Source organism: Gracilibacillus massiliensis (assembly GCF_001458115.1).
Classification (GTDB): Bacteria; Bacillota; Bacilli; order Bacillales; family Amphibacillaceae; genus Gracilibacillus; species Gracilibacillus massiliensis.
This window is the reverse complement of record NZ_CZRP01000010.1, coordinates 1-26,793: the sequence shown is the minus strand read 5'-3', so window position 1 is coordinate 26,793 and position 26,793 is coordinate 1. Positions and strand designations below refer to the sequence as shown.

Genomic DNA, 26,793 nt, shown 5'->3' with positions numbered 1-26,793 from the left:
TTATGTTAAAATTAAATTGCAATCATATTGAACTAACGAAGCAGTTTAGTACAACAAAGAGCATACTCCAAAATTAAATAGAATAAGTCTTTATAGGAAAAATGGAGGGTTAAATGGGCGAATTACAAGTTATAAGTCTAGATAACGTATCATTTCAATTAAAAGAAAAACATAACTTCGAATGGCTAACAAATATGGGAGAAGTATTTAGGGTTTTTGATGATCAAGACTCAGGAAATATATGTTTCGGAATTGAAAATGACGAGATAAAAAAGTTTGTAAAGTATGCTGGGGCAAAAACAAAAGAATATACAGGACAACCAAAAGAAGCGATAACGGCGTTGAAGAATTCAATTTCCATTTATGAAGACTTGCAACATAAACACTTGATAAATTTACTAGAGCATTTTGAGGTTGAGAAAGGATGTGGGTTAGTCTTTGAATGGTTTGAAGGTGAGTGTCTTCACTCCCATTGGTCGTTTCCACCACCTCATAAATACACACACCCTGACTCTCCTTTTTACCGGTTTAAGCAATTACCAATAGAACAACGTTTAAAGTCATTTAAGGTTATATTAGAATTCCATCTAAATGTAGAGAAAAATAACTATGTAGCAGTTGATTTTTATGACGGGAGTATTTTATATGATTTTAAAAGTAATGTAACAAAGATTTGCGACATTGATTTATATAAGAAAAAACCATTCATTAACACAATGGGGCGACTCTGGGGTTCATCAAGATTTATGTCACCAGAAGAATTTGAATTAGGTGCTAAAATTGATGAAAGAACCAATGTTTATAACTTGGGAGCAATAGCATTTGGTCTTTTAGGGGGAGAAATTGACCATTCAATTTCAAAGTGGCATGCTGGACAAGAACTTTATCAGATTGCAATAAAGGCAGTTCAAAAAGACAAAAAAGGCAGATATTCATCAATAGAAGAATTCATCTTAGCTTGGGAATCAGCAATAAAATAATCTTGAACCAAGAAAAATGTGAAATATTGTACTTAAACAAACGGGTGATTCTTTAGTTGAAGAAGAAAATAAGTATCACATTATAAAACGCTCAGAATATATTCTGAGCGTTTTAGTTTGCTCTTATTCTTCATCTTCCAATACATTATAAGCCATATCAAACAGGGTCAGTTGGCTGTTCCATAGTGTGCCTGATGTTTGATGTCTAACATGTGTGTAACTGCCATCGTGTGCTTGGATTCGCATTTTGGCGGTATCTCGTAATGTTATTTCTAAAATAGAGAGAATTCTTGATTTAATTCTCCCTTCAAAAATCGGGAACATTAATTCCACACGTTTGACCATATTTCGAGTCATCAAGTCAGCAGATGATAAGAATATTTTTTCTTCGCCATTATGATGAAAATAATAAATGCGAGTATGTTCTAAAAATCGCCCAACAATGCTTCTTACGTTAATGTTATCACTAATACCTGAGATGCCTGGACGTAAACAACAAATACCACGTACCACCAGGTCAACTTTAATACCAGCTTGCGAAGCCTCATAAAACTTCTGAATCACCAACTTGTCTGTTAGTGAATTCATTTTTGCAATGATCCGGCCATTTCCATAACGTTTATGAAACGAGATTTCACTATCGATATAGCTAATAATATCATTTCGAATATTAAAAGGAGCCATTGATAAATGATGAAAGGTGGGCTTTTCTGTATAGCCACTCAAATAGTTGAAGAAATTAGTAGCATCTACTCCAAATTTTCGTTTCGTTGTCATATAGGACATATCCGTGTAAAATTTAGCGGTTTGATCGTTGTAATTACCGGTACCTAGGTGTACAACTCGTTCAATTCCACTTAATGTTTTTCGAACTACAAGCGTGATTTTACTATGTGTCTTTAACGAAATCATCCCATAAATTACGTGGCAACCAGCTTTTTCTAACTCTTTAGCCCATTGCACATTATTCTCTTCATCAAATCTTGCCTTTAACTCCACTAAAACCGTTACTTGTTTCCCATTTTCTGCAGCACGCTTTAATCCCTCGATAATGGGTGAGCCACCGCTAACACGATACAATGTTTGTTTAATAGCTAAAACATTAGGATCATCGGCTGCATCACGTATCAAGTCGACAACTGGTTCAAAGGTTTCGTAAGGATGATGCAGAAATATGTCCCGTTTTCTAACGGCTTCAAATATAGTTTCATCCTCATGGATATCTTGAGCAGGCTGTGGAATTAATGTTTCATAAACCAAGTTTTCATACTCTTTTTTGACATGGCTATAAAAATCATCTAAAAAGGTAAGATCTAATGGTCCATTAATAATGTATAAATCTTTTTTGTGGATTTCCAAAACATTTAACAGAAATTCTGTCATTTCTGTATTATTTTCACGGGCGTCAACTTCCAAACGGACGGCAGCACCCCATTTTCTTTTCTTTAATTCTTTTTCAATTTCCTTTAAAAGGTCTCGGGCACCCTCCTCGTGTATTGTCATATCGGCATTACGAGTGATTCGGAATGTTGTACTTGATAACACATGATATCCTTTAAAAAATTTATGAATAAAATAGCGAATTAAATCTTCTAATAAGACATAATGGTGTGATTCGCCAATTTGAATAAAACGATCCAATAGTGCAGGAACTTGTACGATTGCTGTTTTGACTTGCTCATGATCAAAGTCATATATATCCTCTAGCTGGACCGCTAGATTTATTGACTTATTTAACAGCATAGGAAAAGCACGATAGGCATCAATAGCCATTGGAGTTAATACAGGAAAAATCTCTTCATCAAAATAATGTTCAAGTTGATTGATTTGAGAGGTACTTATATCTTCCATATTTAATATTTTAATATTTTCTTTTGTTAAGAGTGGTAAGACATTTTTATATAAATCATATTGTTGCTCGACAAGTTCATGATTGAAGCTAGATATTCTGGATAGTTGTTGTTTTGGGGTTAAGCCTGATTTATTATCAGGTCGGTTAAAGCCAGCTTTAACCTGGTCTTTTAAACCAGCTACCCGTACCATAAAAAATTCATCAAGATTGGAAGAGAAAATAGCAAGAAATCGTAATCTTTCTAATAATGGATTTGTATGATCATCTGCTTCTTCTAACACACGTTTATTAAAAGAGAGCCAACTCAGCTCTCTATTATTATAAAAGGTTGGAGAATCTAAATTTTTTTGTTGTTTGACAGTGGACATCAATCATCATCCTTTTTAGACAATATCTATCATCTATCATAACGCTTTATGAGCGTCCTTTTGTTAAGAAAATGTAAAGAATAGGTAAAGTTAAACTTTACAATTTAAAATTCAACTCAATTTCTTTCTTTATCGCCTTCTCGACATGCTTTTTTTGTTTTTCTGATTGATATTCCTCTGGGGTGGCATCTCCCTCACAGAGTAGGGTGACGTATAGTTTGTTATTCTTGTGAGTGCAGGATATGTCTTTAATAACCTGTCTTTTTGTTGCATCTAAGCAATAACTGAATTTTAATAAAGCTCCTAAGTGTCGTAATCGTTTGCGTTCATCTTTTAAAAACCACGATTTATAAGGTTTAATAAATTGTTTAAACACTGTTTTATTTTTGTAGGATGCAATTAAAGCAAGTCTGAGTCGATCTTTGTGCATTAATCCATCAATTGTCCGGTTGGCTAACAAATAAAATGTATGTTGGGCACTAGATTCGGCATCAATATATTCGCCGAGGTTACATAAATAACTGGCTCTTTTTAATAAATGCCAATCTTTTTTATCAAAGTGAATTAATCCCTCTTCTTTCAAACAATCAAATAGTTTTCTGGTCAAATATTGAACGTGCAGGATTTGCTTAGGTTCCAAATTATAATCATTAATTAATTCCTGAATACTATCCTCTAACACATTAGGAAAAAGGATAGAACCTGTCTCCTTTGATAATTGCTCATAAAAGACTCCATCTCTTAACCCTTTTCGACTTAAGATAAAACTGTCTGCTTGTGTAATTTGATATAAACTGTGAAATACTTCTATCGCAGGAATGATAATATCTGCGCGATCCTTAGATAATCCTTCTACCTTTGATAACTTATCTGGTTTTAATGATGTTAAGTAATTACTAACATTTTTAATATCTGTGTCGTACATTTTGTATTGATGGAGGCCGGCTAAGGGGTATTCCTTTAAATTTTGATCAATTTGGACAAGATTTCGGGCACTACCGCCGATTGCTACCAGTGGCACCTCTTTGTCAGATAGCCATGGTAGGGTGCTAAAATGTTCGGCTAAATAGTTGCGTAAATTTTTCAACTCTACTTCGGTTGGTATTTCGCTGGAGAAGAATTCTTTTAGCGTTAACGCACCAAAAGGAAAACTGTGAGCATTTTGTAATTCGCGATCTTTAAAGTATGTCACTTCTGTACTACCACCACCGATATCGACGGTAATACCAGTGGATATCGAAGTAGAGTTTACGACTGCGAGATACCCATAATATGCTTCTTCTTCATCAGATAGAATACGCATCGTCATCCCGGTTTCTTCTTCAACTTGTACCACGATTTCTTCTTGATTAGCAGCTTGTCTGATTGTTGCTGTAGCGACACATACAACTTCTTGTAATGGATAGATCACTAAGACATCTTGAAAACTTTTTAATGTTGTGACGAGTCGACTGATGCCTGCTTGATTTAGATGATTATTTTCATCCAGAAAGGTGCGCAGTCTTGCAACAGCCTTTACATTTTCCACCTCTTTCAATCTACCGCCTTGTTCTCGTAAGTAGATTACTAATCGCATCGTGTTAGAGCCAATGTCAATAATTGCATAATATTGTTGTTTCATCGAATCACCCTATTTGTCGTGAATTTTTTTCCATTATATCATAATAGAGAGAATACTCTGAATCTAGGGAGTTTCTTTGTGAAGTGAGTTTATATTGGAATGCAAAATGCTCTCAAGCTCTATTTAAGGATAGAGCTTGAGTAGTGGGTAATAATTCATGCTGACAAGACTTTATTGCGTAGCATGGAAAAGGCTTAAGATGGGATGTTGACCATCAATTGTTTGTAAGTATTTGCTTGTGTTTTATCACCTTTGGCTAAATAACTTTTGTATAAATAGTTAATAGGTTCTGGGTTGTTAGGAGATAATTCCATTTCCCATTCAAAGCAAGCAATCGCTTGATCATATTGTTCTAAGTCATAATAAATTTCCCCGAGAGCAAACTGTTGATCAGGATTGTCTGTAAGTTGTTCCATCTTTTTTAATTTGTTGATAATTGGCAATTCTGTCTGCGGTAATGCTTCCATGATATCAGGTAATGATAGGTGATGTAGTAACTTGCGAATTGTAATGTGTAATAATTTCTCCAATTGGACGGTGTCATTTTTATAAGAAGTCATTAAGGATTCCAATAGAAGTTGATAATTTTCAATTAAATCTTCAGAGGAAACTTGCTCTAATGCCTCTTCAAGTATTTTTAAATCAATATTTGCCTGACGATGAGTGAGATAATGGTTTAATAGTTGTTTGTATCCATTAAGTTTTACCAGCTTATTTATAATTTCTTTAGAGTCTGGTTGTTTTTCTAATAAAAGTTCCCATAAGTGTGCTCGGTCTTCTTTAGATAATAGTTTTTCTGAAAGTCTATCGATGTTGGCAACAGCATCTAATTCTGAAGATTTTATAAAATATAAACTTAGCTGATCAAATTCACGGTTATCTACATGATATTGTTGCAGAAGTGGATTTATGATTGATTTAGGATAATCTTGTTCAAAAAAGACGGCTTCTAAATAGAGAGGATCAGACCATTTTTCGGTAATTTGATCAATCTTTTGATATCGATCTTTATATTTTTGGAAGTCAAAATGATGGAGCATGTCACGCGCGAATGTGTCATGTGGTCTAACTTGGAGAAAATTAATTAAAATTCGAAATGCTTTTAGTAGTTGTCCATTACGGCGATATTGATAAAAAGTTTTCTTGCATAAAGCCTGAATTTTCTTCTGATCGAGAAAGTTATCAAACATAGCAAGCACATAGAGCATTTCTGTATCATTAAATTTATCTTGTAATTTGCTGACCATATGGTTGTTGGTTGAAATAGGATAGCTTTTCTCCTCAGAGAGTAATGCTTTTGTTAACGGATGATATGAAGTAAATTTGTAACCATTGATGAGGGCTCGATGTAAAAAAGATTGCAGACGGATAGAGGTAGTTTTCTTGGCGTTGATAAAACGGTTTTTGTAAAAGATAATGCTATAGCATTGGTTTTGTTTGCTGGTAGCTTCGATAATTTTTGCTTGTTTATAAATGGTCATTTGCTGTACGTGAAGGGTCAATGTTTTTTTATTATTGGTTAATTGGATCGTTGTCATAGTCGAACAACTCCTTTTACTTGCGGATTACTTCTATTGTAGCATAGTTGAAAAATGCGTTAAAGCATGGGCAGAGAAATTCATTAGCTGAGAGTGCTAGCAACATTTCTAATGTAAATTCTTTGTAATGTTTTGTACCAAACAGCAAGCATATAACCTTTCCTGTGATATGATGAGAGTAAAGCTTATTAGGGGGATCTATGTGCTAAAAGAAATTTTATGGATGGTCATTTTAGCCTTAGCAATTGTATTGATTCCATTTGGGGTTGTTATTTAAAAAATGACGATTATAAAATAGAATTCATTTCAAGTAGAGACTATGACATATCTATTTTTTTTACTTGAAATGCGAACGGTTATATATATTGTTGCGCAATATATGGCTACTGTGCAATAAATGATGTAGTAATTTTGAAATTGTTTTAACTGGTTAGATCCGCTCCGGCTGCCCACTTCCCTTTCCGTGGGGTTTTACCCTCAGCTAACTTTTTTAAGCAAAGAACGCTTAAAAAAGTGGATCTTCAGGTAAAACATTCCCACAGGAGTGAAAGTGGGCGGCCTGCGCTAATATATTGGTTCTACAATTATTGGCACAGCTAGTATTTTGAGCTTTTACTCCAAATAATGCATTTTTAAAAAGATAGAAATACCAATATGATTCTTTATATTACCGTTGTAGAATATCAAATTAGCGCAGGCGCCCACTTCGACTCCTGGGGGATTAGCTTGATACGCCCATAATAACTGTCAAAATTACCACATCAGTTATTGCGCAGCATTCCTATTACGCATAGAAATCCAAACGATTCAAAAAGCCTATTTTGAATCGTTTGGATTTTTCTTGTTATAATATTTTTTTGTGAGCAAAGGACTTGAAAGTCAAAAAAGGTCAGACTATAATAGGGAATAAGATGAAAGGTCAAATATAGTCAAAGTCAAATTGACCTTTTGAAAATTGAAGGAGGAATGACAAATGAAATGTCAACAATGTGGAATTCGTCAAGCGTCTATTAATGTAAACCTTCGATTCAATGATCAGACAGAGTCTTTACATGTTTGTAGTACATGCTTTCAAGATATAAAAAATCAAATGCAACAACCATCAGGAAATATGTTTAAAGATCAAGGATTTGAAGGTTTTTTCGCAGGTGGAGGAAGTGAATCGAATCAAGCACAAGCAAAAACAGTTAACTCACAAGCTGGTAAAGGTAACGGTATTTTAGATCAATTAGGAAAAAACCTTTCAGATGCTGCAAGAGCAGGATTAGTTGATCCTGTCATTGGTCGAGATAAAGAAGTAAAACGTGTAATGGAGACATTAAATCGTCGTAATAAAAACAATCCAGTCTTAATCGGGGAACCGGGTGTTGGTAAAACAGCAATAGCAGAAGGACTTGCATTAAAAGTAGTAGAAGGCAATGTCCCATCCAAGTTACTCAACAAAGAAATTTATATTTTAGATGTGGCATCACTTGTCGCAAATACCGGTGTTCGCGGTCAATTTGAAGAACGAATGAAACAACTGGTAGCGGAACTGCAAGAACGTCAAAATGTAATTCTTTTTGTCGATGAAATTCATTTACTAGTTGGTGCAGGTACGGCAGAAGGCTCGCAAATGGATGCTGGCAATATTCTAAAACCAGCTCTTGCACGTGGTGAATTGCAACTTATCGGTGCGACCACATTAAAAGAATATCGCCAAATTGAAAAAGATGCTGCATTAGAACGTCGTTTCCAACCGATTATGGTCAAGGAACCATCACTTGAGGAAGCAGAACAAATTTTGCAAGGATTAAAAGAGCGATATGAAAAATACCATAAAGTCACCTATTCGGATGAGGTACTAAATGCAGCAGTAGGATTATCCAAACGTTATATCCAAGATCGTTTCTTACCAGACAAAGCAATCGACTTAATGGATGAAGCTGGTGCACGTCTAAATTTAGAGGTAAGTGAAAGCGATCATGATTCCTTGCAAAAACGTTTAGATGAAATAGCCAAAGAAAAAATGGAAGCAGCAGAAAAAGAAGATTATGAACGAGCAGCCAATCTACGCCATCAAGAAATTAAATTAGAAAAGAAATTGGAAGAAACAAATGAAGCACCGAAGGCAGAGGTAACAGTCGAAGATATTCAATTAATTATTGAAGAAAAAACAGGTATCCCTGTTCGAAAGATTCAATCTGACGAGCAATCAAAAATGAAGCACTTAGCTACTAATTTAGGACAAAAGGTAATTGGACAGCAAGTAGCAGTAGATAAAGTAGCAAAAGCAGTCCGTCGAAGCCGTGCAGGTTTAAAATCAAAATATCGCCCAATTGGTTCTTTCCTATTTGTAGGCCCAACAGGTGTTGGTAAAACAGAATTAACTAAAGCATTAGCAAAAGAACTGTTTGGTACAAAAGAAGCAATGATCCGTCTTGATATGAGTGAGTATATGGAAAAACACGCCGTATCTAAAATCATCGGTTCACCACCAGGTTATGTTGGTCATGAAGAAGCAGGTCAATTAACAGAAAAAGTTCGTCATAACCCATATAGCTTGATTTTATTAGATGAAATCGAAAAAGCTCATCCAGATGTTCAGAATATGTTCCTGCAAATTATGGAGGATGGTCAATTAACAGACAGTCATGGCAGAACGGTAAGCTTCAAGGACAGTGTGATCATTATGACAAGCAATGCTGGTACTGGAACAAAAAATATTACAGTTGGGTTTAACAGTGACAATAACGAAGCTGTTTCTACATTAGAAAACTTAAGTAATTATTTTAAGCCAGAATTCTTGAATCGCTTCGATGCGATCATTCCGTTTAACGAATTAGAGCAAGATGACTTGTTGCAAATCGTTGACCTAATGATTGCTGAGCTTTCTGAGCAACTAAAAGAAGCAGATCTAGAAATAACGGTGAGTGAAGATGCGAAGAAATTCCTCGCAGATAAAGGATATGATCCACGTTTTGGTGCACGCCCATTACGTCGCGTAATCCAAGATAAAGTCGAGGATGGTATCACAGACCTTGTCTTAGAAGAGGAAGATGTAACTAGAGTAGAAATTGTACTTGATAATGAAGATATTGTTGTACAGAGAAGCACTAGCTAATTATTAGCTAGTGTTTTTTTAGTTTACATAATCGGAGAGTGGCCATAAAATAAAAAGCACGATTGACTGTCTATCAAACGAATCAACCGTGCTTATATAGGATATTGCTTTATCATATGTGAACGATGTTTTTTTGATGATATAACTTGCGCAAACTCGTGCCTTCAGTCGTGAGTAAGCAAGCTTCGGTTGAGGCATCGTTTTAGCGATGCTCATCAACCGACATGTTTTTTACATTCAAGAAAGATAACATGGGTTTCGAACGTGCGTTTGTCATCAAGCGATGTTATACTATTGTCGAGGCACTTTTCTGTAGGAGCTATTCATGAAGAATGAGCGTACATCTATCCATCATCCGAAAAAGAAAGGAGGAAAAGACGGTGCTACGACACAAAGCTTATAAATATAGAATCTACCCAACCAACGAACAAGCGATTCTGATCATGAAGACAATCGGTTGTTCCAGATTTGTCTATAATCATTTTTTGGATCAATGGAATACGTCCTATGCAGAAACGGGAAAAGGACTAACGTATTCCGCATGTTCCAAGCGATTAACCGATTTAAAGAAACAACCCGACACGGAATGGCTTCGTGAAGTAGACAAATTTTCTCTTCAAAATGCGCTTCGAAACCTCGCAGATTCTTTCACACGTTTTTTCTCTCTCCAAAATGGTAAGCCACAATTCAAAAGCAAAAAGCATCCTATTCAAAGTTACACGACACACTTCACGAATCACAATATTGCTATTTTAGACAAGTCGATTAAATTACCCAAACTTGGTTTCGTTAAATGTGCAAAAAGCCGAGAACCTCAAGGTCGTATTGTCAAAGCAACGATTCGCAAACAGGCTAGTGGCCGATTTTTTGTCTCGATTCTTTGTGAAGAAGAAATACACGAATTGCCCAAGACAGATTCGGCCATAGGGCTGGACCTAGGCATCACAGATTTCGCGGTTTTTTCGGATGGACATAAAGAAAACAACCATCGATTTACGGCCAAAATGGAAGCGAAACTAAAACGTGAGCAACGTAAATTGTCCAAAAGAGCATTAGTTGCAAAAAAGAATGGCATTCGCCTGTTTGAAGCGAAAAACTATCAAAAGCAAAAACAAAAAGTGGCTCGCTTACATGAAAAAGTAATGAATCAACGCAACGACTTTCTGAATAAACTCTCCACAGCAATCATCCAAAACCACGATGTGATCTGTATGGAAGACTTACACATAAAAGGTATGTTGCGTAATCATAAACTAGCGAAAAGTATTTCTGATGTATCATGGTCTAGTTTTGTTGCGAAATTACAGTACAAAGCGGAATGGTATGGTCGTGTCATCATAAAGGTCGATCAATGGTTTCCATCTAGTCAAAGCTGTTCGGAATGTGGTCATCGAGACGGCAAGAAATCACTCGACATTCGAAAGTGGATGTGTCCTGCTTGTCACGCCCAGCATGACCGTGACATCAATGCGAGTAAAAATATACGAGACTAAGGTCTAAGACTCTATGCGCTAGAATAGTCACGAAAACGAAGAACCGTAGGAACTACGGGGATAGCTTGGTAAATAAGAGAAACCGCTGCTTATTAGGCAAAAAATGAGCAAGTAGGCTCTCTTCCCAAGAATCTCGTGATTTTAGTCATGAGAGGTTCATTACTGAAACATTAATTTAAACGTTAGAATGACACAAGTGAAAAAATTTGGATTTTTCCTATGTCTGCGATTCAATGGAATACCTCCTAAATCGTTTTTAAGTTATTTAAAGATTAACATCAATGAGAAAAGGGTAAAACTATACTGTAAGAATATGTAACACACTTTTTTAAAAAAGAATCTTTTTATCTAAAATTGGTACAATATATGTAAAGGGGGACTAAAATGATCCATCAACAAAACGAATATGGCAGTCTAGAGAAGGTTATCGTCTGTCCGCCAATATATATGGAAATAAAAAAAGTGATCAATGAAACACAAAAGTTTTATGAAAATGACAATATTGATATTGAAATTGCGACAAAGCAGCATCAACATTTTGTAGAGACGCTCAAAAAACATGGGGTCGACGTTATCGAATTGTTTACAGATCCTAAATTAAATGAACAAGTATTCACCAGAGACATCGGCTTTGCTATAGGTAATACACTTTATACGGCTGAAATGGGACGAAATATTCGTAAGCCTGAAATTGATGTATTAACGCAAGTACTTGATCAACACGCTATTACATATCAAACGCTGAAAACTCGTTCGATTGAGGGTGGCGATGTAATCGTTGCGGAAGATAAGGTGTGGGTAGGAAACAGTGAACGTACCACCAGTGGAGCTATAACTGAATTGCAACACCATCTTCCAAATAAAGACGTGGTGGCTCTCCCGATACGCGATGATATTCTTCATTTAGATTGTGCCTTCAACCTAGTTAGCGAAGAGATTGGTTTAATCTATAGTCCAGCTTTTAAAAAAGAAGATGTTGAAAAACTTCATGAGAGCTATGATTTAATTGAAGTAGCGGATCGTGAGCAGTTTACTTTAGGAACCAATGTATTCTCTATAGGTGATAAAAAGGTTATTTCATTGCCAGAAAACGAAGAGACCAATCGTCAACTATTTCAAAAAGGCTTTAAAGTAATTGAAGTAGAATTTTCAGAAATTATTAAATCTGGAGGATCATTTAGGTGTTGCACCTTACCAATTGAAAGAAAGTAAAGAGTAATAGGCTGTTACATAGTATTAAGAGAAACCAAGGAAAGGAATGTGGGCAGCCGTATCTCCAGTTAAATCATTTCAATATCACCCCTTGAACTTAGTGCGCAGTTTATTTCTTGAATATGTAAAAATCAAAACGATATCGAAGTCTATTCGAATCGTTTTGATTTTTTTAATTACAAAATACTTCTGTTGTAGCCCCTTCAAAAATTTCAATTATGAACATTTTTAGAATACTCTCTATTAGAAGGGACTTTGTTGTTTTGATATACTGAGATTAGTTATAATCATTCCACAACAGAGGGGTACCTAACATGAATCGATACGAAAGACTCAAACGTCATATGTATTTATTTATCTTACCTGTTATTACAATTGCGAGCGTTATAGGACTCTTTTTTTCTTCGCGTTCCAATCCTTTCAATATATGGATGTTAAGTGTATTTGTGGTAGTTTTCTCTCTCTCATTTCTATTATTATGGTTCCCTAATACATTAAAGTTAGTTGAATATTTAAACCTTACTGTTGTAACTATCCTTCATATTATTAAATTTCATTCTATTATAACAATAGACATGATCGTAAAGGGTTATTCGTATACGGGTAGCTCAACATATTGGACGCCGTTAATATTAGTATTTATTTTTATTGCTTTACCAAGAAAAATAGGTATTTATTATGCATTGGTTTTATGGGCGATTATGATATATATTGGATTCGACTATTGGTCATCAATTCCAGATAAAGGTACAGAAAGACTACTCCAATATTATCTGTCTATTTTAGTTTATATTATTTTTATCTATTTCGTTCGCAGGGTTATCACTTACTATGCTGAAAAAGAAACAATAGAGAGATTAGCTTATTTTGATCCTTTAACTGGAATAGCAAACAGACGAAAAGTGTATTTATGGTTAGAGAAAAGCATTCAAAAGAAAAAGGATTTTTATGTTGTATTATTTGATATTGACCATTTCAAAGCTGTGAATGATACGTATGGTCATCCGACTGGAGATAAAGTACTTAAAAAAATTACCGAAATTGCAGCCTCTCAATTAGGTGAAGATGACGTTATTGGTAGATGGGGAGGTGAAGAATTTATAATAGTTACACGAAGAGAAAAAGGAGCTCTTCCATTAATAGAACAAATTCGAACGACGATAGCTAATTTTGAATTTGAAGATATCCCTCAGATCACCGCTAGCTTCGGTATAGCCAAGCATCAGGATCAATCTACGGAATTATTGCTGGAACAAGCGGACAACGCTCTCTATCAGGCAAAAAGGAATGGAAGAAACAGAGTGGAAACATATCAAAATATAAAATATTGAAACTATTTACTTTGATAAACGTAAACATACTATATGAGGAGGTGAGACCATGGAAGAAATATTAAATGCACTACCAATTGTTGCCCCGATAATTTTTATTCAATTTTTGTTAATGATTATTGCACTTATATCTTTAATTAAAGCAGAAAAGACGAATGGTCCTAAAGCTATGTGGGCAGTGATTGTTATTTTTATCGGATTTATTGGACCTATTTTATTTTTTATTATCGGAAGGAGGCAATACTAAATGGCAGTTATTGAGGTTCAAAATTTAATGAAAGCATTCAAAGGCGATCAAGTTGTGAAGGGTTTGAATTTCACTCTTGAAAAAGGAAAATGTGTTGCCTTGCTAGGACCAAATGGGGCGGGTAAAACAACTACATTAAGGATGCTATCAGGGCTTTTGAAGCCGACAGATGGTTCGATTCATTTTGATGGTGCTACAAAAGGTGAAGATATTCGCCAGTATATCGGTTACTTGCCACAATATCCAATCTTCCATCCTTGGATGACAGGCAAGGAATTTCTAGTGTATGTTGGTCAGCTTGCCCATTTATCAAAAAAAGAAGCATTAGAGAAAGCAGATCAATTACTCGAGAAAGTAGCTATATTTGAAGCAAGAAATCAGCGAATTGGAAAATACTCAGGCGGTATGAAACAACGATTAGGAATAGCCCAGGCCATGATTCACAGTCCGCAGTTATTAATGTTAGATGAACCTGTTTCCTCGTTAGATCCACTTGGACGCCGAGAAGTATTAACATTAATGGAAGAGTTAAAACAACAAACGACCATTCTCTTTTCTACACATATATTAGGAGATGCCGAGGAAATTAGTGATGATTTATTATTAATGCATCATGGAGAAATTGTAGAATCGGGCTCAATTGAATCATTACGTCATAAACATCAAACAGCTAAATTTGAGCTAGCTTTCCGAGGCGATACTAGTACATATCAGGAAAGGCTGAAGCAATTGGATTGTATTCAGGAAACCTTTTTAGAAAAAGGGGAAATCCATGTCGTTGTTGAGGATATCGATACAGCTAGAAGAGAAATATTACAGGAAGCGATTGCAACGGATTGGCCACTTGTTAAATTTGAATTAAGCAGAACGACGTTAGAGGATCTCTTTATGAAAGTGGTGAAAAACTAATGCAATGGATGACAATATTTAAAAAAGAATTATTAGAAGATTGGCGAAATTATAAGTGGATATGGGTACCGCTTGTCTTTATCGTTATTTGTATTATGGATCCTATATCGACGTATTACTTACCACAAATATTAGAATCTGTAGGAGGAATGCCTGAAGGGACAGTAATCGAGCCTCCAGAAGTAGAACCTGCTCAAGCGATTATGATGAGTTTAACTGAATTAAGTATGCTTGGTGTACTAGTAATTGTGGCCATTTCAATGGCAGTTATTTCTGGTGAAAGAAAGAGTGGTGTGGCAGAATTAATTTTAGTGAAACCAGTTAGCTATTTCACCTACATATCAGCTAAATGGGCGGAAAAATTGTTATTAGTTTTCACTTCATATTTGATCGGTATGTTAGCAAGCTGGTATTATGTTGATTTGTTATTCGGTCAGATAACAGTAGGGCAATTTTTTAGTTTATTCTTTTTCTATTTGATCTGGCTGATTTTTGTTATTAGCTTAACTATCTTTTATAATACAATAGTGAAAGTACCTGGTCTTGTCTTAACATTAACTGTTGTTACAATTATGGCAATGTCTGCAATCAATCAAATATTTTCTTATCGGATGCCATGGTTTCCTAATAGTATTAGTGGACATATAACAAAAATGTTAATGGAAGGTTCAGTTCCAAGCGCCTTGTGGGGAGCAGCTTCAATTACAATTATTGTATCTGTTGGATTGTTAATCGCTTCTAATTATATTCTTAAGACAAAAGAAATGGCAGATTAAGAGTTCGTGCTTTTGAACTCTTTTTCTACTATAATAGTTATATAGAAAGGGGCATTAGCTCAGCTGGGAGAGCATCGTGCTGGCAGCGCGAGGGTCAGCGGTTCGAGCCCGCTATGCTCCATTAATGCAAAAGACCGTTCCGAAAGGGTCGGTCTTTTGCATTTATCAGTAGTGGGGATTAGAATGTATCCCTCTTTGGTACAACTAGAAAAAAAGCGACACCACGATATTGTAGTGTCGTTTTCGTTATATGCGCATGGTGGTCAATCTCCATGGGCTAGTATATATTCCGCTATTTGGAATAGGTGATTAATCGCAATTTATTTTCCAAGGAACGCCAAATCGATCGACTAATATACCATAACCTGTGGACCAAAAGGTTTCTTCAAACGGCAAAAGCACTTCTCCACCATCAGATAATGAATGGAAAACCTTTTTTGCAGTTAGTTGCTCAGGGAAATTTAATATAACAAAAACACCTTGAGGTTTCTTATAGTCTCCATGTAATGTGTCTGCTCCAGCAAGGATAAAATCATTAATTTGAAGTGAAGCGTGTATGATTCGATTATGTGAATCTGGATCTACCTCTCTTACCATAGGGGCATCCCTATACTTTAACATCGTGACTATCTTTCCACCGAAGATTCGTTGATATTCAAGAAACGCTTCTTCACACTTACCATCAAAACTTATGTAGGGGCTTATTCTCATAGGAATGCTACGCCTCCTCGTCTATAAAGCATAGTAGTTAATTGAAAATCCGTAGTTTTCAGGAATTTACTAAAATTCAATGTTGGGTATATTAGTAAAATTATGGGTTATTTTTCAATTATAACTAAGGTGATCGTTATTATCAATTTTTAATAGATTTCTTTGATAAAGGTAAGGACAGTGAAACAAACAACGCTGGGAGAGCATTGTGCTGGCAGAGCGAGGGTCAACGGTTCGATCCCGCTATGCTCCATAGGCAAAAACCGTAACCGAGGGTGGTTGCGGTTTTTTAATAATTGAAGGTTTACTTTAAAATTTATCTAAATTCTGTTGAATGTCTATAAAGCTAAAGTACAACTATGATGATTGTTTCTCTGGCTGTGGTGATATGGGTACAGTGAGTAGTTCACTACGATGTTCCTTATACCAACTAACAGAGTCCTGAAGCGTAACATGGAGTGGTCGATAAGAAATGGCTAATGAATTGATTGCTTTAGTATTGTTACATACTCTGCCTTCAGTCACTTCATGGACACCATTTACGGAAATAGACATTTCTTTTTTTGTGATAGCTGCCATCCTGTCAATAAACCATGCAAGGGTAAAGGCAACGGGTTTAGGAATGGTAAGCTTAGGAGAAGGGATTCCTGATGCTTTTTCTAAATGATGGGATAATTCTCTTAAGTGGAAATGGTTACCTGTAACAAGAAAACGATCAGTCTGATTCACTTTGGTAATTGCTGCTACCATTGCATCTGCAACATCTCTTACATCAACGATATCGATGCTACCGTTCACATTACCAGGTATTTGTTTATTGAGATAATCAAGAATATATCTTCCTCCGGTTGTTGGACCTGCATCAACTGGTCCCATCATCCAACCAGGTAGGAAAGTAATCACAGGTATGGATTGCTGTTTACTAAAGTCGCCAATAAGCTTGTCACCAATAATTTTACTTTTTGCATATAGAGTTTTCGCATCCTCCAATTTCTTCAGATCCAATTCAGTGCTTGGTTTATTATCTTTTCTTTTTTGAATCGTGTTATTACTACTCGTATGAAAAATACGCTGGACGTTATATTTCTTGGCATATTCAAAAAGTCGGAGCGTATTCGTTATATTGATCTTTTCTAATTCTTCCCAATGAGAACCATATAAGAAGGATTCCCTGAAATATGCTGCCGTATGAAAAAGCAGCTCACAATCTTTAAGTTCATCTGCAAAGGCATCGACATTAGCCATATCTCCCTGAACAAAAATGGCGTCTGTAGAGCCTAATATTTCCTTTGCTTTACTAATTGAGCGCACCAGCGTTTTTACTTGATATCCTTCCTTTAACAATTTCTTTACTAAATGATTTCCCAAGAAACCAGTCCCACCTGTTACAAAGACTTTCATCATTACCACTCCTTATTTATAAACTATATATAATATATATTTAGTTTATAAATAAGTCAACTGTTTTTTTAGATTGACTTTCATAAAGCTATTGTTATAGTAAATATAAATGAAGTCAGTTAATGAGGACTATTCGTGATTAATTAAGAGATATTTGAAAGAGGAGATAAAATGAGTTATTCTACAGCTTTTTCCCATGCCTTATCTATTGTTGTTTATACTGCTGTAAAAATAGATGAGGGTGTCACAGAGTATGTTTCAGCGCGACAATTATCGGAGCAGATAAATATCCCAAATCCTACTGTAGTAAAGATACTGCAATCGCTAAATCGCTTTGGTCTTATAACTACGAAAGAAGGAGCAGGTGGAGGAATACGATTATCAAAGAATGCCCAAGATATTACGGTATTTGATGTATTTAGTGCGATTGAGCTTGATCGTCCCTTATTTAAATTTTCGCTTCCATCTACCTTAAATGATGATAAATCACGTCTTGTCGGTCAAAATATTCAACATGTACTTTCGCAAGCTGAAAAAGACATGAAAAAAACGTTACAATCTACTACAATATCAGATCTATATTAATTTTTTTTGTTAAATTGTATTGTATCCACCTAAAAAAGGGAAAACGAATAATAAGAAATTTTCATACCATACTAGCAAAGAGAAGGTAGGTGGGATAATGAAGATTGGTGTGCCGAAGGAAATTAAAAGTAATGAAAACCGTGTGGCGATGACACCGGCTGGTGTGATGGCGTTAACACAAGCTGGTCATGAAGTGAAGATTGAACAAGGTGCAGGTATCGGAAGTGGAATTGATGATCATTTATATCAAGAAGCTGGAGCAATCATAGTAGCGGAGGCAGAGCAAGCCTGGTCACAGGAACTTGTTGTAAAAGTCAAAGAACCACAAGCCTCAGAGGTTCGCTTTTTTAGAAAAGATTTAATGCTCTTTACGTACCTGCATTTAGCAGCAGAAGGTGCTGTAGCAGATGCATTATTAGAAAACAAAACAACTGGAATAGCATATGAAACCATTCAATTAAATAATGGTGGTTTACCACTGCTGACACCTATGAGTGAAATTGCAGGACGAATGTCGGTACAGGCAGGAGTTCACTTTTTGGAAAAGACGCATGGGGGTAAAGGCGTTCTCGTTAGTGGAGTTCCAGGTGTGTCGCCTGCAAATGTCGTGATTATTGGTGGCGGAATTGTTGGAACAAATGCGGCAAAAATGGCAATTGGCTTAGGGGCAAATGTAACATTATTAGATATAAATATTGAACGGTTGAGACAGTTAGAGGATTTATTCGCTGGTAAAATAAGAACATTGGCTTCCAATCAATATAATATTGCAGAGCAAGCAAGAAAAGCAGACTTATTAATTGGGGCGGTATTAATCCCTGGCGCAAAAGCACCAAAGTTGGTCACAGAAGACATGGTAAAAACCATGGAAGCAGGATCGGTTATCGTAGATGTTGCGGTTGACCAAGGAGGTTCGATTGAGACGATTGACCGGATTACAACACATGAAGACCCGATTTATATTAAACACGGTGTCAATCATTATGCTGTTGCTAATATACCAGGAGCCGTTTCTAAAACAGCAACATATGCTCTAACAAATGTTACGGCACCATATGTTTTACATCTTGCAAATCTGGGTTTAAAAGAAATGATCCGAAAGAATCCATCTTTTGCTAAAGGCTTAAATACGTATCAAGGCAAAGTTGTTCATGAAGCAGTGGCACAAGGTTTAGATAAAAGATATACCGAATTATCATCTATTTTCCAGTAGTCTGAGTGAATTTTGTTGCTCAGGCCTCTTTTTTTGATGAAAAAAAGGCTCCGTTTAGACGGAACCTTACTCATTGAAGAAAGCTAATTCTTCTTCAATGACCTTTCGAATTTTATCTAAAGTTTCTTCAGGTGTCTTTCCATGAATCCTGCGATTATTGACCAGTGCGTATGGTTTTAATCGACACAATCCACAAAAATTCAAACAATCATTTATTAATACAGCTACCTCTGGGTACTCTGTTTCAATAATTGCCTCTATATCAAATGTGTTCATTAAATTACTATCACAAATTTCTACCACAACGATTCCCATTTAACTCACCTTCCATCTATGTCTGTATGACGTTAATCACAGACAAAAAGAGAATCATCCTTTAAAATAACTATATAAAACAATTTTGTCAATAGATAAGTATATTTATAAAGGTGGTGTCACAAATGATTAAACAACAATCTACACGAAATGAGATATTAGAGCTACTAAAGAAGAATCAAGCATCATCAGTTAGTGGAATAACAGCCTATTTAAATATTTCAGAAATGGCAGTTCGAAAGCATTTGATCAAATTAGAAGGCGACAAATTAATTACTACCAAAACGGTTCGTCAGCCAATGGGGAGACCTGTTATTTATTATTCGTTAACAAGAACTGGTGAAAATCAATTCCCTAAAAGTTATGATGTACTTGTAGTGGATTTTTTATCCGATATTGAACAAACAATGGGCAAAGAAGCAATTTTCCAATTATTCGAAAAGAGGAAAGAACGATTATACAAAAAGTACAGCAGGCGTATTTTTTCTGAAGATAACATCACAGAAAAAGTACAAGCGCTTATTGAAATCCAACGTGAGGGTGGATATATGTCAGAACTTGAAGAAGAGGATGACACTTCTTTATCTTTTTCCCAGTATAATTGTCCAATTGCAGAAATTGCAAATAAATACGATAAGCCATGTGAGGGTGAACTTAATTTATTTAAATCTGTGCTCAAGACTGAGCAAGTTGAAAGAGTAGAATGTTTGGCAAAAGGGGGGAAGGCTTGTAAGTATGTCGTGCGAAAATGAGGCACAGGAAGGAATTCTTCACGGGATAAGTGATGCTGTAGACGGGATAATCAGTCGGCTTCACGGGATATATTACTTGCTTGACAGGCTAAGTCGATATATCCCGTGAAGAGAAGATGGTATCCCGTCAACGAGGAGAGTTATCCCGTTAAGATGACAACTTTTCCAGTGAAACATCAACTATTCAAAAAAACATTAAAAAGAATGGAACTAAAAATGAAACAATTACCGCGCTAATTGTCATTGATAAAGCACTAACAGCACCTTCTAACTGCCCTAACTCTAAGGCCTTTGCCGTACCGATTGCATGTGAAGCCGTTCCAATCCCGAGCCCTCTAGCAACAGGATGCTCAATTCGACATATTCGAACAAGCGATGGTCCGAACATAGCACCACTAATCCCTGCAATCATTACAAAAACGGCTGCAAACGATAAGTTTCCCCCAGCTGTATCTGTAATGCTAAGTGCTACAGGAGTTGTTACAGATTTAGCTGCAACCGATTGAATTAGCCATTGTTCGAATCCAAGCAGCTTTGCTCCCGATACCCCTGATAATACGCCTACAGCTGATCCTGCAAATATTCCAATAAAAATGGAACGTGCATATCTTTTAATTAATTTCAATTGTCGATATAGAGGTAACGCTAATGCTACGACGATTGGTCCTAGGAATAGATCGATCCATTGTCCACCAAGCATATACAATTGATAGGGGATATCGACAACATACAATATAATCACAAATATGCCTGATGTTAAAAAAATTGGTAATGTAAAAGGGTTAGGAAATAATCGATATATTTGTTTGCTGACAAAGAAAAGAGCGATGGTTGCAATCAGAAAAACGCTGCCTAATAGAAATTCATTCATATGTATGACCATCTTTCTTCACTAGTAATGAGGTAATCAGACTACCACTCAGTATCACTAGCAAGGTACTAAGGATAATCAGAGGTATCATTAAACTTCCTTTTCCAATAAAGAAATCTAGATATTGAACCACCCCTACTGTGACTGGAACAAAAAATATCGGCATATCCTTTATTAATAGATCAATGCCTTCTTCTACCCACTCCACGCGAATCCATCTAAATGTTAATAACGCAAAAAATAGCAGCATACCGATAATGCTACCAGGAATAAACAAAGAGAATGTTTCTTGGATCGTTTCACCGATATAATAAAAAATAAATAATACACTTATCTGTATAATAATTTTTAGCACTTTTCGCATTTCCATTCCTCCGCTCTATCTTCATACGCTTTTCTTTTAACAGAGCGCAAGCCTAATCTTTAAACAAATTCTTCATACAAGTACTACAATAAACAGTGCCGTACTCTTTATAATACTTTTTCACGTTTGTTATACCTAATCCGTCTTGTAGTTTACTCCTAAAAAAGTATTCTTCAAGAAACTCAATTTTTTTCTCACAGTGATCACAAAATAATTTCGCTTCAAACATAAATAAACCTCCTGTTCATATATTAACATATTCACAGGGTTATCAACAAAAGTATTCCTTATTAGAACGCTCTTTAGAGTTTATCCACATTATCCACAGAAAAACGATAAAAAAAGCAGTGAACAACTGACCTTATCAAAACAAGATCCACAACTCTTATGCACAATATACACAGAGTTGTGGATAAATGGTGTGGATAAATCACATTGCTTCTTCTCCCTCGACAGTGGTTTGAGCGTGAGAGAAGTAATTTTCTTTCGTAATCACATATAAGTCATAGATAGCTTCGGGTTGTGAATCATTTATTTTATCAAATACTTGTGGATAGCTTTCATTACCATACATAACAAAAGGGATTTTTAAAATTGCTTTTAAAGAGCGTACATTCGCGCGTCTAATTTTAATAAAAACAGCGTCAATGTCATGATGGTAAAATAACTCTTCGAAAAAGGCGTCTTTTGCTAACTTATTATATCCCTTGCCAAAATACGGTTTGCCAATCCATGTTGCCAGAAAGCCTGCATTATTTTCAATATCAAATAAATTGATCGTGCCAATCGGATTATAGTAATCATCGACGATTGTACGAGAAATCAATTCACCGTTTTCTTCCGCTTCGATGGTTTGTTTCGTTAAAAAATAGAACTCGTCACTTGAATATGCTTTGTGTCTCACGTAAGGAAATACTTCAGGATCAGACATTAAATCAAATAAAACCGGAGCATCTTGGACGTCTCTTTTTTTAAGCATAAAAAATCCCTCCTTGTTGATGGGAGGGTGAAAAAAGGACAGAGACAGTGCGTCACTTTGCTCTTCCCACCCTCGAATTTTTATCAAACTTTAACAAAAATTCGGGATGGGAATCGAACCCATTAGAACCAGTATGTATTACTGGTGGCGCACCATTTGCCTTCCCTTATACGAACTGCTCATTTAAGCAGTTAACTTACAATAAATCTTACCCTTATCTTACACAATCAATAGGGAAATTGTAAATAGAAAATCATAAAAAAATCATAAAAAATTTTGAGTAAAAAGAAGGAATATTAAGAAAATTTAATATATATAACATTTTCTTCATAAAAAAGAGATAATATGACGATATATCAACTGTTATGACGTTTAATTATAAATTTCCTTCAATGCTTCATCGATGGTAGGATAGTTAAATTGATAGCCGAATTCTAACGCTTTTTCAGGTAGCACCTTTTGACCGTCAACAATTAGTATACTCATTTCTCCTAGACCAGTTTTTAATAAAAAACTAGGTGTTGGAAACCAATTAGGACGATTTAAAACATCTGCCAGACTAGCAGATAATTCTTTGTTACGCACCGGATTTGGTGCAGTCAGATGGAAGGCGTTCTCAACATTAGGATTATCCAGAGCAAATAGTAACATTCCTACAACATCTTCAATATGAATCCATGATACCCACTGATAACCACTACCTATTTTACCTCCGACAAGAAATCGAAAAGGAAGAGCCATCAAAGGTAAAGCACCTTCTTTGCCCAAAATAACACCAAACCTGGCTAGTACTGTGCGAACATTATGTGATTTGATTTGCAGTGCTGTTTTTTCCCAGGCATCAGTTACTTCAGCAAGAAAGTCATTTCCTTGTTCTTCAGACTGTTCAGTAAAAGTTTTTTCATCCGAGGTACCAAAATAGCCAACTGCCGAGGCGTTGATTAAGACCTCAGGCTTAGCTTCTAAGTTATCTATTAATTTATCGATTGCATAAGTAGCGTTAATTCGGCTCTGATAAATTCTATCTTTTTTTGATTTGGTCCAATAACCAAACAGCGAATCTCCTGCTAAATTGATAATCCCATCAAGTTTTGGCAGTTCTTTTTCAGGTTGGCTTTGATCTGATAACCATCCAACATATTTTACTAAAGCGGTATTGAGATATTTTTCAGGAGACCTTGTTAAGATATATACTGCGTCTCCTCTTGATGTTAATGCTTTTGTAAGATGTTCACCAACGAATCCTGTTCCTCCTGCAATAGCAATGTTCATTGAAATCCCTCCAGTTATAAATTGTAGAACAAACGTTTGAATGATAAAATAGTATTGAGGTGATAAGTGTGCCGGAAATAACCAAAATAACAACCCAAAAAAAATCGAAATACCGTTATAACATTTTTTTAACAGAAAATGATCAAGAGTATTATGGCTTTAGTGTAAATGAAGACATTCTTATTGACTATCATTTACGAAAAGGTATGCTTTTAACACCTGAATTAATCGAACAAATTCAAGAGCAAGATTCCTCTTATAAAGTGTATACCCTATCTGTGAAGTATTTAAGTTTCAGAATGCGTTCTGAGCAAGAATTAATTGATTATTTAGAAAAGAAAGAGGTGGAAGACACCTACATTGATGAAGTGATCGATCGCTTAAAGAAAGAAAAATTGCTTGACGATGCCGCTTTTAGTGAAGCATTGGTACGCACTCGCGTCCAAACTTCAAGTAAAGGGCCAATGTTGATCAAGAAAGAATTAGTGGATAAAGGCATTCAAGCATCACTTATAGAAGAAGCTTTAAAACATTATACATTTGATCAACAGTTTGAAAAGGTAGAGAAATTGGCACTTAAGAAATTAAATAGTTCAACTAAAAAATCTTTTAAGCAACAGGAAGATAGCTTGAAGCAAACCCTGTTGCAAAAAGGTTTTACCTTTGACGTTATTTCAGAAGTTGTTAACAATTTGGAAGTCGAACGTGATCATGATGAGGAATACAATGCTATTGTATTTCAAGGCGAAAAGTTGGTGACAAAATATCAAAAAAAAGATAGCGGATTTGCTTTAAAACAAAAGGTGAAAGCTAGTTTATACAGAAAAGGTTTTGCAGGGGATCTGATTAATCGTTTTATAGAAGAGCATGTTAATGAAGAACAATAAAAAGAATACAAGCGACTGGAAAGCAGACGCTTGTATCAGGTTTAGTTGTTTACCAAATGTGTCAGACACTCAATTGCTTGATGAACATCATCGACTACATGTGCTGCTTTTTCCTGCACCGGTTTTGGTGCGGTACTCATTGCAAAGCTATTAGGGGTCATTTCAAACATTGGAATATCATTGTATGAATCACCAATTACCGCTATTTCTTCTGGCTCTATACCTAAGTGTTTTGCAAGTGTTCGTAATCCCAACGCTTTACTGACACCTTTTGGAACGATGTCAACACACCTTGGATCAGATAAATAGGTTTCGCTAACATCCAGAAACTGTTCGTTAATTTTTTCTTGTAATGCAACAATATCTTTTTCTTCCCCAAGTAACATAAACTTACTAGGTAAGAAATCATCGTTATATTGATCAGCAAAATCTACACCCTCTACCAATGGAAAATAGAGGATCGATTCCACCGCCTTGATTTCTGGTGTTTTTACTGAAATATACGATTCATCTGCCGTTGTGATAGAAAATGGACTTGAAAAGGAATTTACAACGTTATGTATGGCATTACTAGTTTTTGCATCAAATGTTTTGGCTAGAAGTGCCTGATTACTTTTCGTGTCAACGAATGCACCATTTTGACTGATTCGATGTGCATCATGATTTATTTCTGAGCAAATCTTTTTTATGTCACGTTCCATTCGACCGGTTGCAACTGCAAAATCAATGTTCTGTTCTTGAAGTCGATGAATCGCTTTGATATCTTCTTCTTTAATAACATTACCATGTTTTAGTAATGTACCATCAAGGTCTGTGGCAAATAATTTTATCAAACTTGATCAACATCCTTTTTATTAGGTTACTTTAATTATAACGCTTCTTGAGTACAGAAAAAAATAAAATGACCATAAATATTTAATCGAAACTTATCCCGTGCTAAACTTAAACTAGAAAACAAGATGGTGGTGGAAGAATGGAGAGAAGATACAGTTCCTATACAGTAGATGAGTTAAGAGCAGAGGTTGCTAGTCTAAAAGAACAACTACAGAAAGCTGAACAGTGGGGAAATGTCAGTGAATATGAAATCTTACAAAGAAAGATGCAAATGGCAGCGGCCTATTTAGTAAATCCAGCAGATTTTAAAAAAGGTATGCGTTATGAATTAGCGGGGGACCCTGGTCAGACATTTGAGATTACCTATATTAATGGTGTGTTTGCCTGGGGACACCGGATTAATTTATTGGGACAAAAATTTGAAGAGGAAGAGGCGGTCCCACTTTCCATTTTAGGCGATATACAAAAACAATAGTGGAGGAAGCAAGATGCAAGAAGAAATACAACGATTAGCAGAAGAACTGCAAGAAAAAAATCCCTCGCTTACAATACTCGAAGCAAGAAGTTGGGTTGAGCTATTGTGGGAAGATTTTGAAACAACCAGAGCAAAAGCTGGTAGAAAATATGAAGGAGCAGAAGTAACACAAAAAATTGTGCGCTACTGGATTCAGCAATACGGTGCAAGTTTGGACGATTTCGTCAAAAGGCATCCGAAGTATCAAAAATTAATAAACGAAAGTAACCGTCCCATTCATTAGCAAAAAGAGGCTGAGACAAAACTATTTTTCTTAACTTCAAACATGAACAATGCTATCTGTTTTGTAGCGCAACATTTGGATACTGCGCTACAAATGATTTGATAATTTTGAGATGAAGAGTGTGCTTAAAACCGCTCCGGCTTGCCCACTTCGCTTTCCGAGGGGCATGTTCTTCAGCTAACTTTGAAAAGAAAGGCACTTTTCAAAGTGGATCTTCAGACCATGCTAATCCCTCAGGAGTCGAAGTGGACGCCTGCGCTAGATAAGTCCTACAATGATTGCAAGAGTTGAAAAAACGACTTCTATCTCATTTCTAGAAAGCTCAAGTTGATAACTGTTATAACAGTTGTAGAATATATTCAAAGCGCAGGCCGCCCACTTTCACTCCTGTGGGAATGTTTTACCTGAAGATCCACTTTTT

At 35.7% G+C, this 26,793-nt stretch carries 25 protein-coding genes and 1 tRNA gene; 15 read left to right on the top strand and 11 right to left on the bottom strand.

All coding sequences use genetic code 11. The annotated features are described in order from the left end of the window. Window positions 1-113: 113 nt before the first annotated feature. Window positions 114-980 (top strand): protein kinase domain-containing protein, encoded by an 867-nt coding sequence (locus tag BN3107_RS02435; RefSeq protein WP_058306053.1) that lies wholly within the window; start codon window positions 114-116, stop codon window positions 978-980. A 123-nt stretch (window positions 981-1,103) separates the two neighbouring features. Here BN3107_RS02435 and BN3107_RS02430 read toward each other — a convergent pair whose 3' ends face one another. The 3 genes from BN3107_RS02430 to BN3107_RS02420 all read right to left on the bottom strand — a co-directional run bounded on the left by BN3107_RS02430 (window position 1,104) and on the right by BN3107_RS02420 (window position 6,359). Beyond that, complete coding sequence (locus BN3107_RS02430; protein WP_058306052.1) at window positions 1,104-3,200, bottom strand: RNA degradosome polyphosphate kinase; 2,097 nt, start codon at window positions 3,198-3,200, stop codon at window positions 1,104-1,106. Between the two features lie 97 nt (window positions 3,201-3,297). After that, the gene (gene ppx, locus BN3107_RS02425) at window positions 3,298-4,821 is read right to left on the bottom strand and encodes an exopolyphosphatase (RefSeq protein ID WP_058306051.1); all 1,524 of its coding nucleotides are present in this window, start codon (window positions 4,819-4,821) and stop codon (window positions 3,298-3,300) included. A 194-nt stretch (window positions 4,822-5,015) separates the two neighbouring features. After that, window positions 5,016-6,359 (bottom strand): tetratricopeptide repeat protein, encoded by a 1,344-nt coding sequence (locus BN3107_RS02420; RefSeq protein WP_058306050.1) that lies wholly within the window; start codon window positions 6,357-6,359, stop codon window positions 5,016-5,018. A 973-nt stretch (window positions 6,360-7,332) separates the two neighbouring features. On the opposite strand from BN3107_RS02420, the gene BN3107_RS02415 reads away from it, so the two are divergent. From BN3107_RS02415 to BN3107_RS02380, 8 genes are all read left to right on the top strand, one after another. Further along, on the top strand, window positions 7,333-9,462 hold the full coding sequence (locus BN3107_RS02415) for an ATP-dependent Clp protease ATP-binding subunit (RefSeq protein ID WP_058306049.1): 2,130 nt from the start codon (window positions 7,333-7,335) through the stop codon (window positions 9,460-9,462). 380 nt (window positions 9,463-9,842) lie between these two features. Beyond that, window positions 9,843-10,955 carry an IS200/IS605 family element RNA-guided endonuclease TnpB gene (tnpB, locus tag BN3107_RS02410; RefSeq protein WP_058306048.1) on the top strand — a complete coding sequence of 371 codons (1,113 nt, stop codon included), beginning with the start codon at window positions 9,843-9,845 and terminating at the stop codon, window positions 10,953-10,955. Window positions 10,956-11,339: 384 nt separating this feature from the next. Then, a complete protein-coding gene (locus tag BN3107_RS02405; protein ID WP_058306047.1) occupies window positions 11,340-12,167 on the top strand; it encodes a dimethylarginine dimethylaminohydrolase family protein in 828 nt (275 codons plus the stop codon). Window positions 12,168-12,481: 314 nt separating this feature from the next. Continuing rightward, window positions 12,482-13,498, top strand: coding sequence for a GGDEF domain-containing protein (locus BN3107_RS02400; RefSeq protein WP_058306046.1), 1,017 nt, complete (start codon window positions 12,482-12,484; stop codon window positions 13,496-13,498). A 49-nt stretch (window positions 13,499-13,547) separates the two neighbouring features. Beyond that, window positions 13,548-13,745, top strand: a complete 198-nt coding sequence (locus tag BN3107_RS02395; protein WP_058306045.1) for a PLD nuclease N-terminal domain-containing protein — start codon at window positions 13,548-13,550, stop codon at window positions 13,743-13,745. Next, on the top strand, window positions 13,746-14,654 hold the full coding sequence (locus BN3107_RS02390; RefSeq protein ID WP_058306044.1) for an ABC transporter ATP-binding protein: 909 nt from the start codon (window positions 13,746-13,748) through the stop codon (window positions 14,652-14,654). After that, window positions 14,654-15,430 carry an ABC transporter permease gene (locus BN3107_RS02385; protein WP_058306043.1) on the top strand — a complete coding sequence of 259 codons (777 nt, stop codon included), beginning with the start codon at window positions 14,654-14,656 and terminating at the stop codon, window positions 15,428-15,430. The genes BN3107_RS02390 and BN3107_RS02385 overlap by 1 nt, the downstream gene beginning before the upstream one ends. A 48-nt stretch (window positions 15,431-15,478) precedes the next feature. Then, window positions 15,479-15,551: transfer RNA gene (locus BN3107_RS02380), tRNA-Ala, on the top strand. Window positions 15,552-15,739: 188 nt separating this feature from the next. Here the strand turns inward: BN3107_RS02380 and BN3107_RS02375 are convergent. Then, window positions 15,740-16,141, bottom strand: a complete 402-nt coding sequence (locus BN3107_RS02375; protein WP_058306042.1) for a VOC family protein — start codon at window positions 16,139-16,141, stop codon at window positions 15,740-15,742. A gap of 357 nt (window positions 16,142-16,498) precedes the next feature. Next, entirely contained in the window at window positions 16,499-17,545 is a 1,047-nt protein-coding gene (locus tag BN3107_RS02370; RefSeq protein WP_082631211.1) for an NAD-dependent epimerase/dehydratase family protein, read from the bottom strand. A 168-nt stretch (window positions 17,546-17,713) separates the two neighbouring features. On the opposite strand from BN3107_RS02370, the gene BN3107_RS02365 reads away from it, so the two are divergent. Both BN3107_RS02365 and ald read left to right on the top strand, forming a co-directional pair. Beyond that, window positions 17,714-18,127 (top strand): RrF2 family transcriptional regulator, encoded by a 414-nt coding sequence (locus tag BN3107_RS02365; protein WP_058306040.1) that lies wholly within the window; start codon window positions 17,714-17,716, stop codon window positions 18,125-18,127. A gap of 97 nt (window positions 18,128-18,224) precedes the next feature. After that, on the top strand, window positions 18,225-19,340 hold the full coding sequence (ald, locus tag BN3107_RS02360; RefSeq protein WP_058306039.1) for an alanine dehydrogenase: 1,116 nt from the start codon (window positions 18,225-18,227) through the stop codon (window positions 19,338-19,340). A gap of 66 nt (window positions 19,341-19,406) precedes the next feature. Here the strand turns inward: ald and BN3107_RS02355 are convergent, their stop codons facing one another. Continuing rightward, on the bottom strand, window positions 19,407-19,655 hold the full coding sequence (locus BN3107_RS02355; RefSeq protein ID WP_058306038.1) for a DUF1450 domain-containing protein: 249 nt from the start codon (window positions 19,653-19,655) through the stop codon (window positions 19,407-19,409). 125 nt (window positions 19,656-19,780) lie between these two features. Between BN3107_RS02355 and BN3107_RS02350 the strand changes: the two genes are divergently transcribed. Then, window positions 19,781-20,407: a helix-turn-helix transcriptional regulator gene (locus BN3107_RS02350; RefSeq protein WP_058306037.1), complete on the top strand. Its 627-nt coding sequence runs from the start codon at window positions 19,781-19,783 to the stop codon at window positions 20,405-20,407. A 184-nt stretch (window positions 20,408-20,591) separates the two neighbouring features. Here BN3107_RS02350 and BN3107_RS02345 read toward each other — a convergent pair whose 3' ends face one another. From BN3107_RS02345 to BN3107_RS02330, 4 genes are all read right to left on the bottom strand, one after another. Next, on the bottom strand, window positions 20,592-21,278 hold the full coding sequence (locus BN3107_RS02345; RefSeq protein WP_058306036.1) for an LrgB family protein: 687 nt from the start codon (window positions 21,276-21,278) through the stop codon (window positions 20,592-20,594). After that, on the bottom strand, window positions 21,271-21,642 hold the full coding sequence (locus BN3107_RS02340; RefSeq protein WP_077065031.1) for a CidA/LrgA family protein: 372 nt from the start codon (window positions 21,640-21,642) through the stop codon (window positions 21,271-21,273). Before BN3107_RS02340 ends, BN3107_RS02345 begins: the two co-directional genes overlap by 8 nt. 430 nt (window positions 21,643-22,072) lie before the next feature. Then, window positions 22,073-22,621, bottom strand: coding sequence for a GNAT family N-acetyltransferase (locus BN3107_RS02335; protein WP_058306034.1), 549 nt, complete (start codon window positions 22,619-22,621; stop codon window positions 22,073-22,075). Between the two features lie 372 nt (window positions 22,622-22,993). Then, complete coding sequence (locus BN3107_RS02330; RefSeq protein ID WP_058306033.1) at window positions 22,994-23,893, bottom strand: TIGR01777 family oxidoreductase; 900 nt, start codon at window positions 23,891-23,893, stop codon at window positions 22,994-22,996. A gap of 68 nt (window positions 23,894-23,961) precedes the next feature. Between BN3107_RS02330 and recX the strand changes: the two genes are divergently transcribed. Further along, window positions 23,962-24,780, top strand: coding sequence for a recombination regulator RecX (recX, locus tag BN3107_RS02325; protein WP_058306032.1), 819 nt, complete (start codon window positions 23,962-23,964; stop codon window positions 24,778-24,780). Between the two features lie 41 nt (window positions 24,781-24,821). Here the strand turns inward: recX and BN3107_RS02320 are convergent, their stop codons facing one another. Further along, window positions 24,822-25,613, bottom strand: coding sequence for a Cof-type HAD-IIB family hydrolase (locus tag BN3107_RS02320; RefSeq protein ID WP_058306031.1), 792 nt, complete (start codon window positions 25,611-25,613; stop codon window positions 24,822-24,824). Between the two features lie 140 nt (window positions 25,614-25,753). Between BN3107_RS02320 and BN3107_RS02315 the strand changes: the two genes are divergently transcribed. Both BN3107_RS02315 and BN3107_RS02310 read left to right on the top strand, forming a co-directional pair. Continuing rightward, window positions 25,754-26,089 (top strand): YfhH family protein, encoded by a 336-nt coding sequence (locus tag BN3107_RS02315; protein ID WP_058306030.1) that lies wholly within the window; start codon window positions 25,754-25,756, stop codon window positions 26,087-26,089. A gap of 13 nt (window positions 26,090-26,102) precedes the next feature. Further along, window positions 26,103-26,372, top strand: a complete 270-nt coding sequence (locus BN3107_RS02310) for a YfhJ family protein (protein WP_058306029.1) — start codon at window positions 26,103-26,105, stop codon at window positions 26,370-26,372. Window positions 26,373-26,793: the final 421 nt, after the last annotated feature.

Excerpts from the sequence above, each read along its gene's own strand:
- BN3107_RS02435 (WP_058306053.1), top strand. The coding sequence starts at position 114 with ATGGGCGAATTACAAGTTATAAGTCTAGATAACGTATCATTTCAATTA.
- ald (WP_058306039.1), top strand. The coding sequence starts at position 18,225 with ATGAAGATTGGTGTGCCGAAGGAAATTAAAAGTAATGAAAACCGTGTG.
- BN3107_RS02350 (WP_058306037.1), top strand. The coding sequence starts at position 19,781 with ATGATTAAACAACAATCTACACGAAATGAGATATTAGAGCTACTAAAG.
- BN3107_RS02330 (WP_058306033.1), bottom strand. The coding sequence starts at position 23,893 with ATGAACATTGCTATTGCAGGAGGAACAGGATTCGTTGGTGAACATCTT.
- BN3107_RS02370 (WP_082631211.1), bottom strand. The coding sequence starts at position 17,545 with ATGATGAAAGTCTTTGTAACAGGTGGGACTGGTTTCTTGGGAAATCAT.
- ppx (WP_058306051.1), bottom strand. The coding sequence starts at position 4,821 with ATGAAACAACAATATTATGCAATTATTGACATTGGCTCTAACACGATG.
- BN3107_RS02340 (WP_077065031.1), bottom strand. The coding sequence starts at position 21,642 with ATGCGAAAAGTGCTAAAAATTATTATACAGATAAGTGTATTATTTATT.
- BN3107_RS02415 (WP_058306049.1), top strand. The coding sequence starts at position 7,333 with ATGAAATGTCAACAATGTGGAATTCGTCAAGCGTCTATTAATGTAAAC.
- BN3107_RS02310 (WP_058306029.1), top strand. The coding sequence starts at position 26,103 with ATGCAAGAAGAAATACAACGATTAGCAGAAGAACTGCAAGAAAAAAAT.
- BN3107_RS02390 (WP_058306044.1), top strand. The coding sequence starts at position 13,746 with ATGGCAGTTATTGAGGTTCAAAATTTAATGAAAGCATTCAAAGGCGAT.
- BN3107_RS02420 (WP_058306050.1), bottom strand. The coding sequence starts at position 6,359 with ATGACAACGATCCAATTAACCAATAATAAAAAAACATTGACCCTTCAC.
- BN3107_RS02385 (WP_058306043.1), top strand. The coding sequence starts at position 14,654 with ATGCAATGGATGACAATATTTAAAAAAGAATTATTAGAAGATTGGCGA.
- BN3107_RS02345 (WP_058306036.1), bottom strand. The coding sequence starts at position 21,278 with ATGAATGAATTTCTATTAGGCAGCGTTTTTCTGATTGCAACCATCGCT.
- BN3107_RS02395 (WP_058306045.1), top strand. The coding sequence starts at position 13,548 with ATGGAAGAAATATTAAATGCACTACCAATTGTTGCCCCGATAATTTTT.
- BN3107_RS02405 (WP_058306047.1), top strand. The coding sequence starts at position 11,340 with ATGATCCATCAACAAAACGAATATGGCAGTCTAGAGAAGGTTATCGTC.
- BN3107_RS02355 (WP_058306038.1), bottom strand. The coding sequence starts at position 19,655 with ATGGGAATCGTTGTGGTAGAAATTTGTGATAGTAATTTAATGAACACA.
- BN3107_RS02375 (WP_058306042.1), bottom strand. The coding sequence starts at position 16,141 with ATGAGAATAAGCCCCTACATAAGTTTTGATGGTAAGTGTGAAGAAGCG.
- BN3107_RS02400 (WP_058306046.1), top strand. The coding sequence starts at position 12,482 with ATGAATCGATACGAAAGACTCAAACGTCATATGTATTTATTTATCTTA.
- BN3107_RS02315 (WP_058306030.1), top strand. The coding sequence starts at position 25,754 with ATGGAGAGAAGATACAGTTCCTATACAGTAGATGAGTTAAGAGCAGAG.
- BN3107_RS02335 (WP_058306034.1), bottom strand. The coding sequence starts at position 22,621 with ATGCTTAAAAAAAGAGACGTCCAAGATGCTCCGGTTTTATTTGATTTA.
- BN3107_RS02430 (WP_058306052.1), bottom strand. The coding sequence starts at position 3,200 with ATGTCCACTGTCAAACAACAAAAAAATTTAGATTCTCCAACCTTTTAT.
- BN3107_RS02365 (WP_058306040.1), top strand. The coding sequence starts at position 17,714 with ATGAGTTATTCTACAGCTTTTTCCCATGCCTTATCTATTGTTGTTTAT.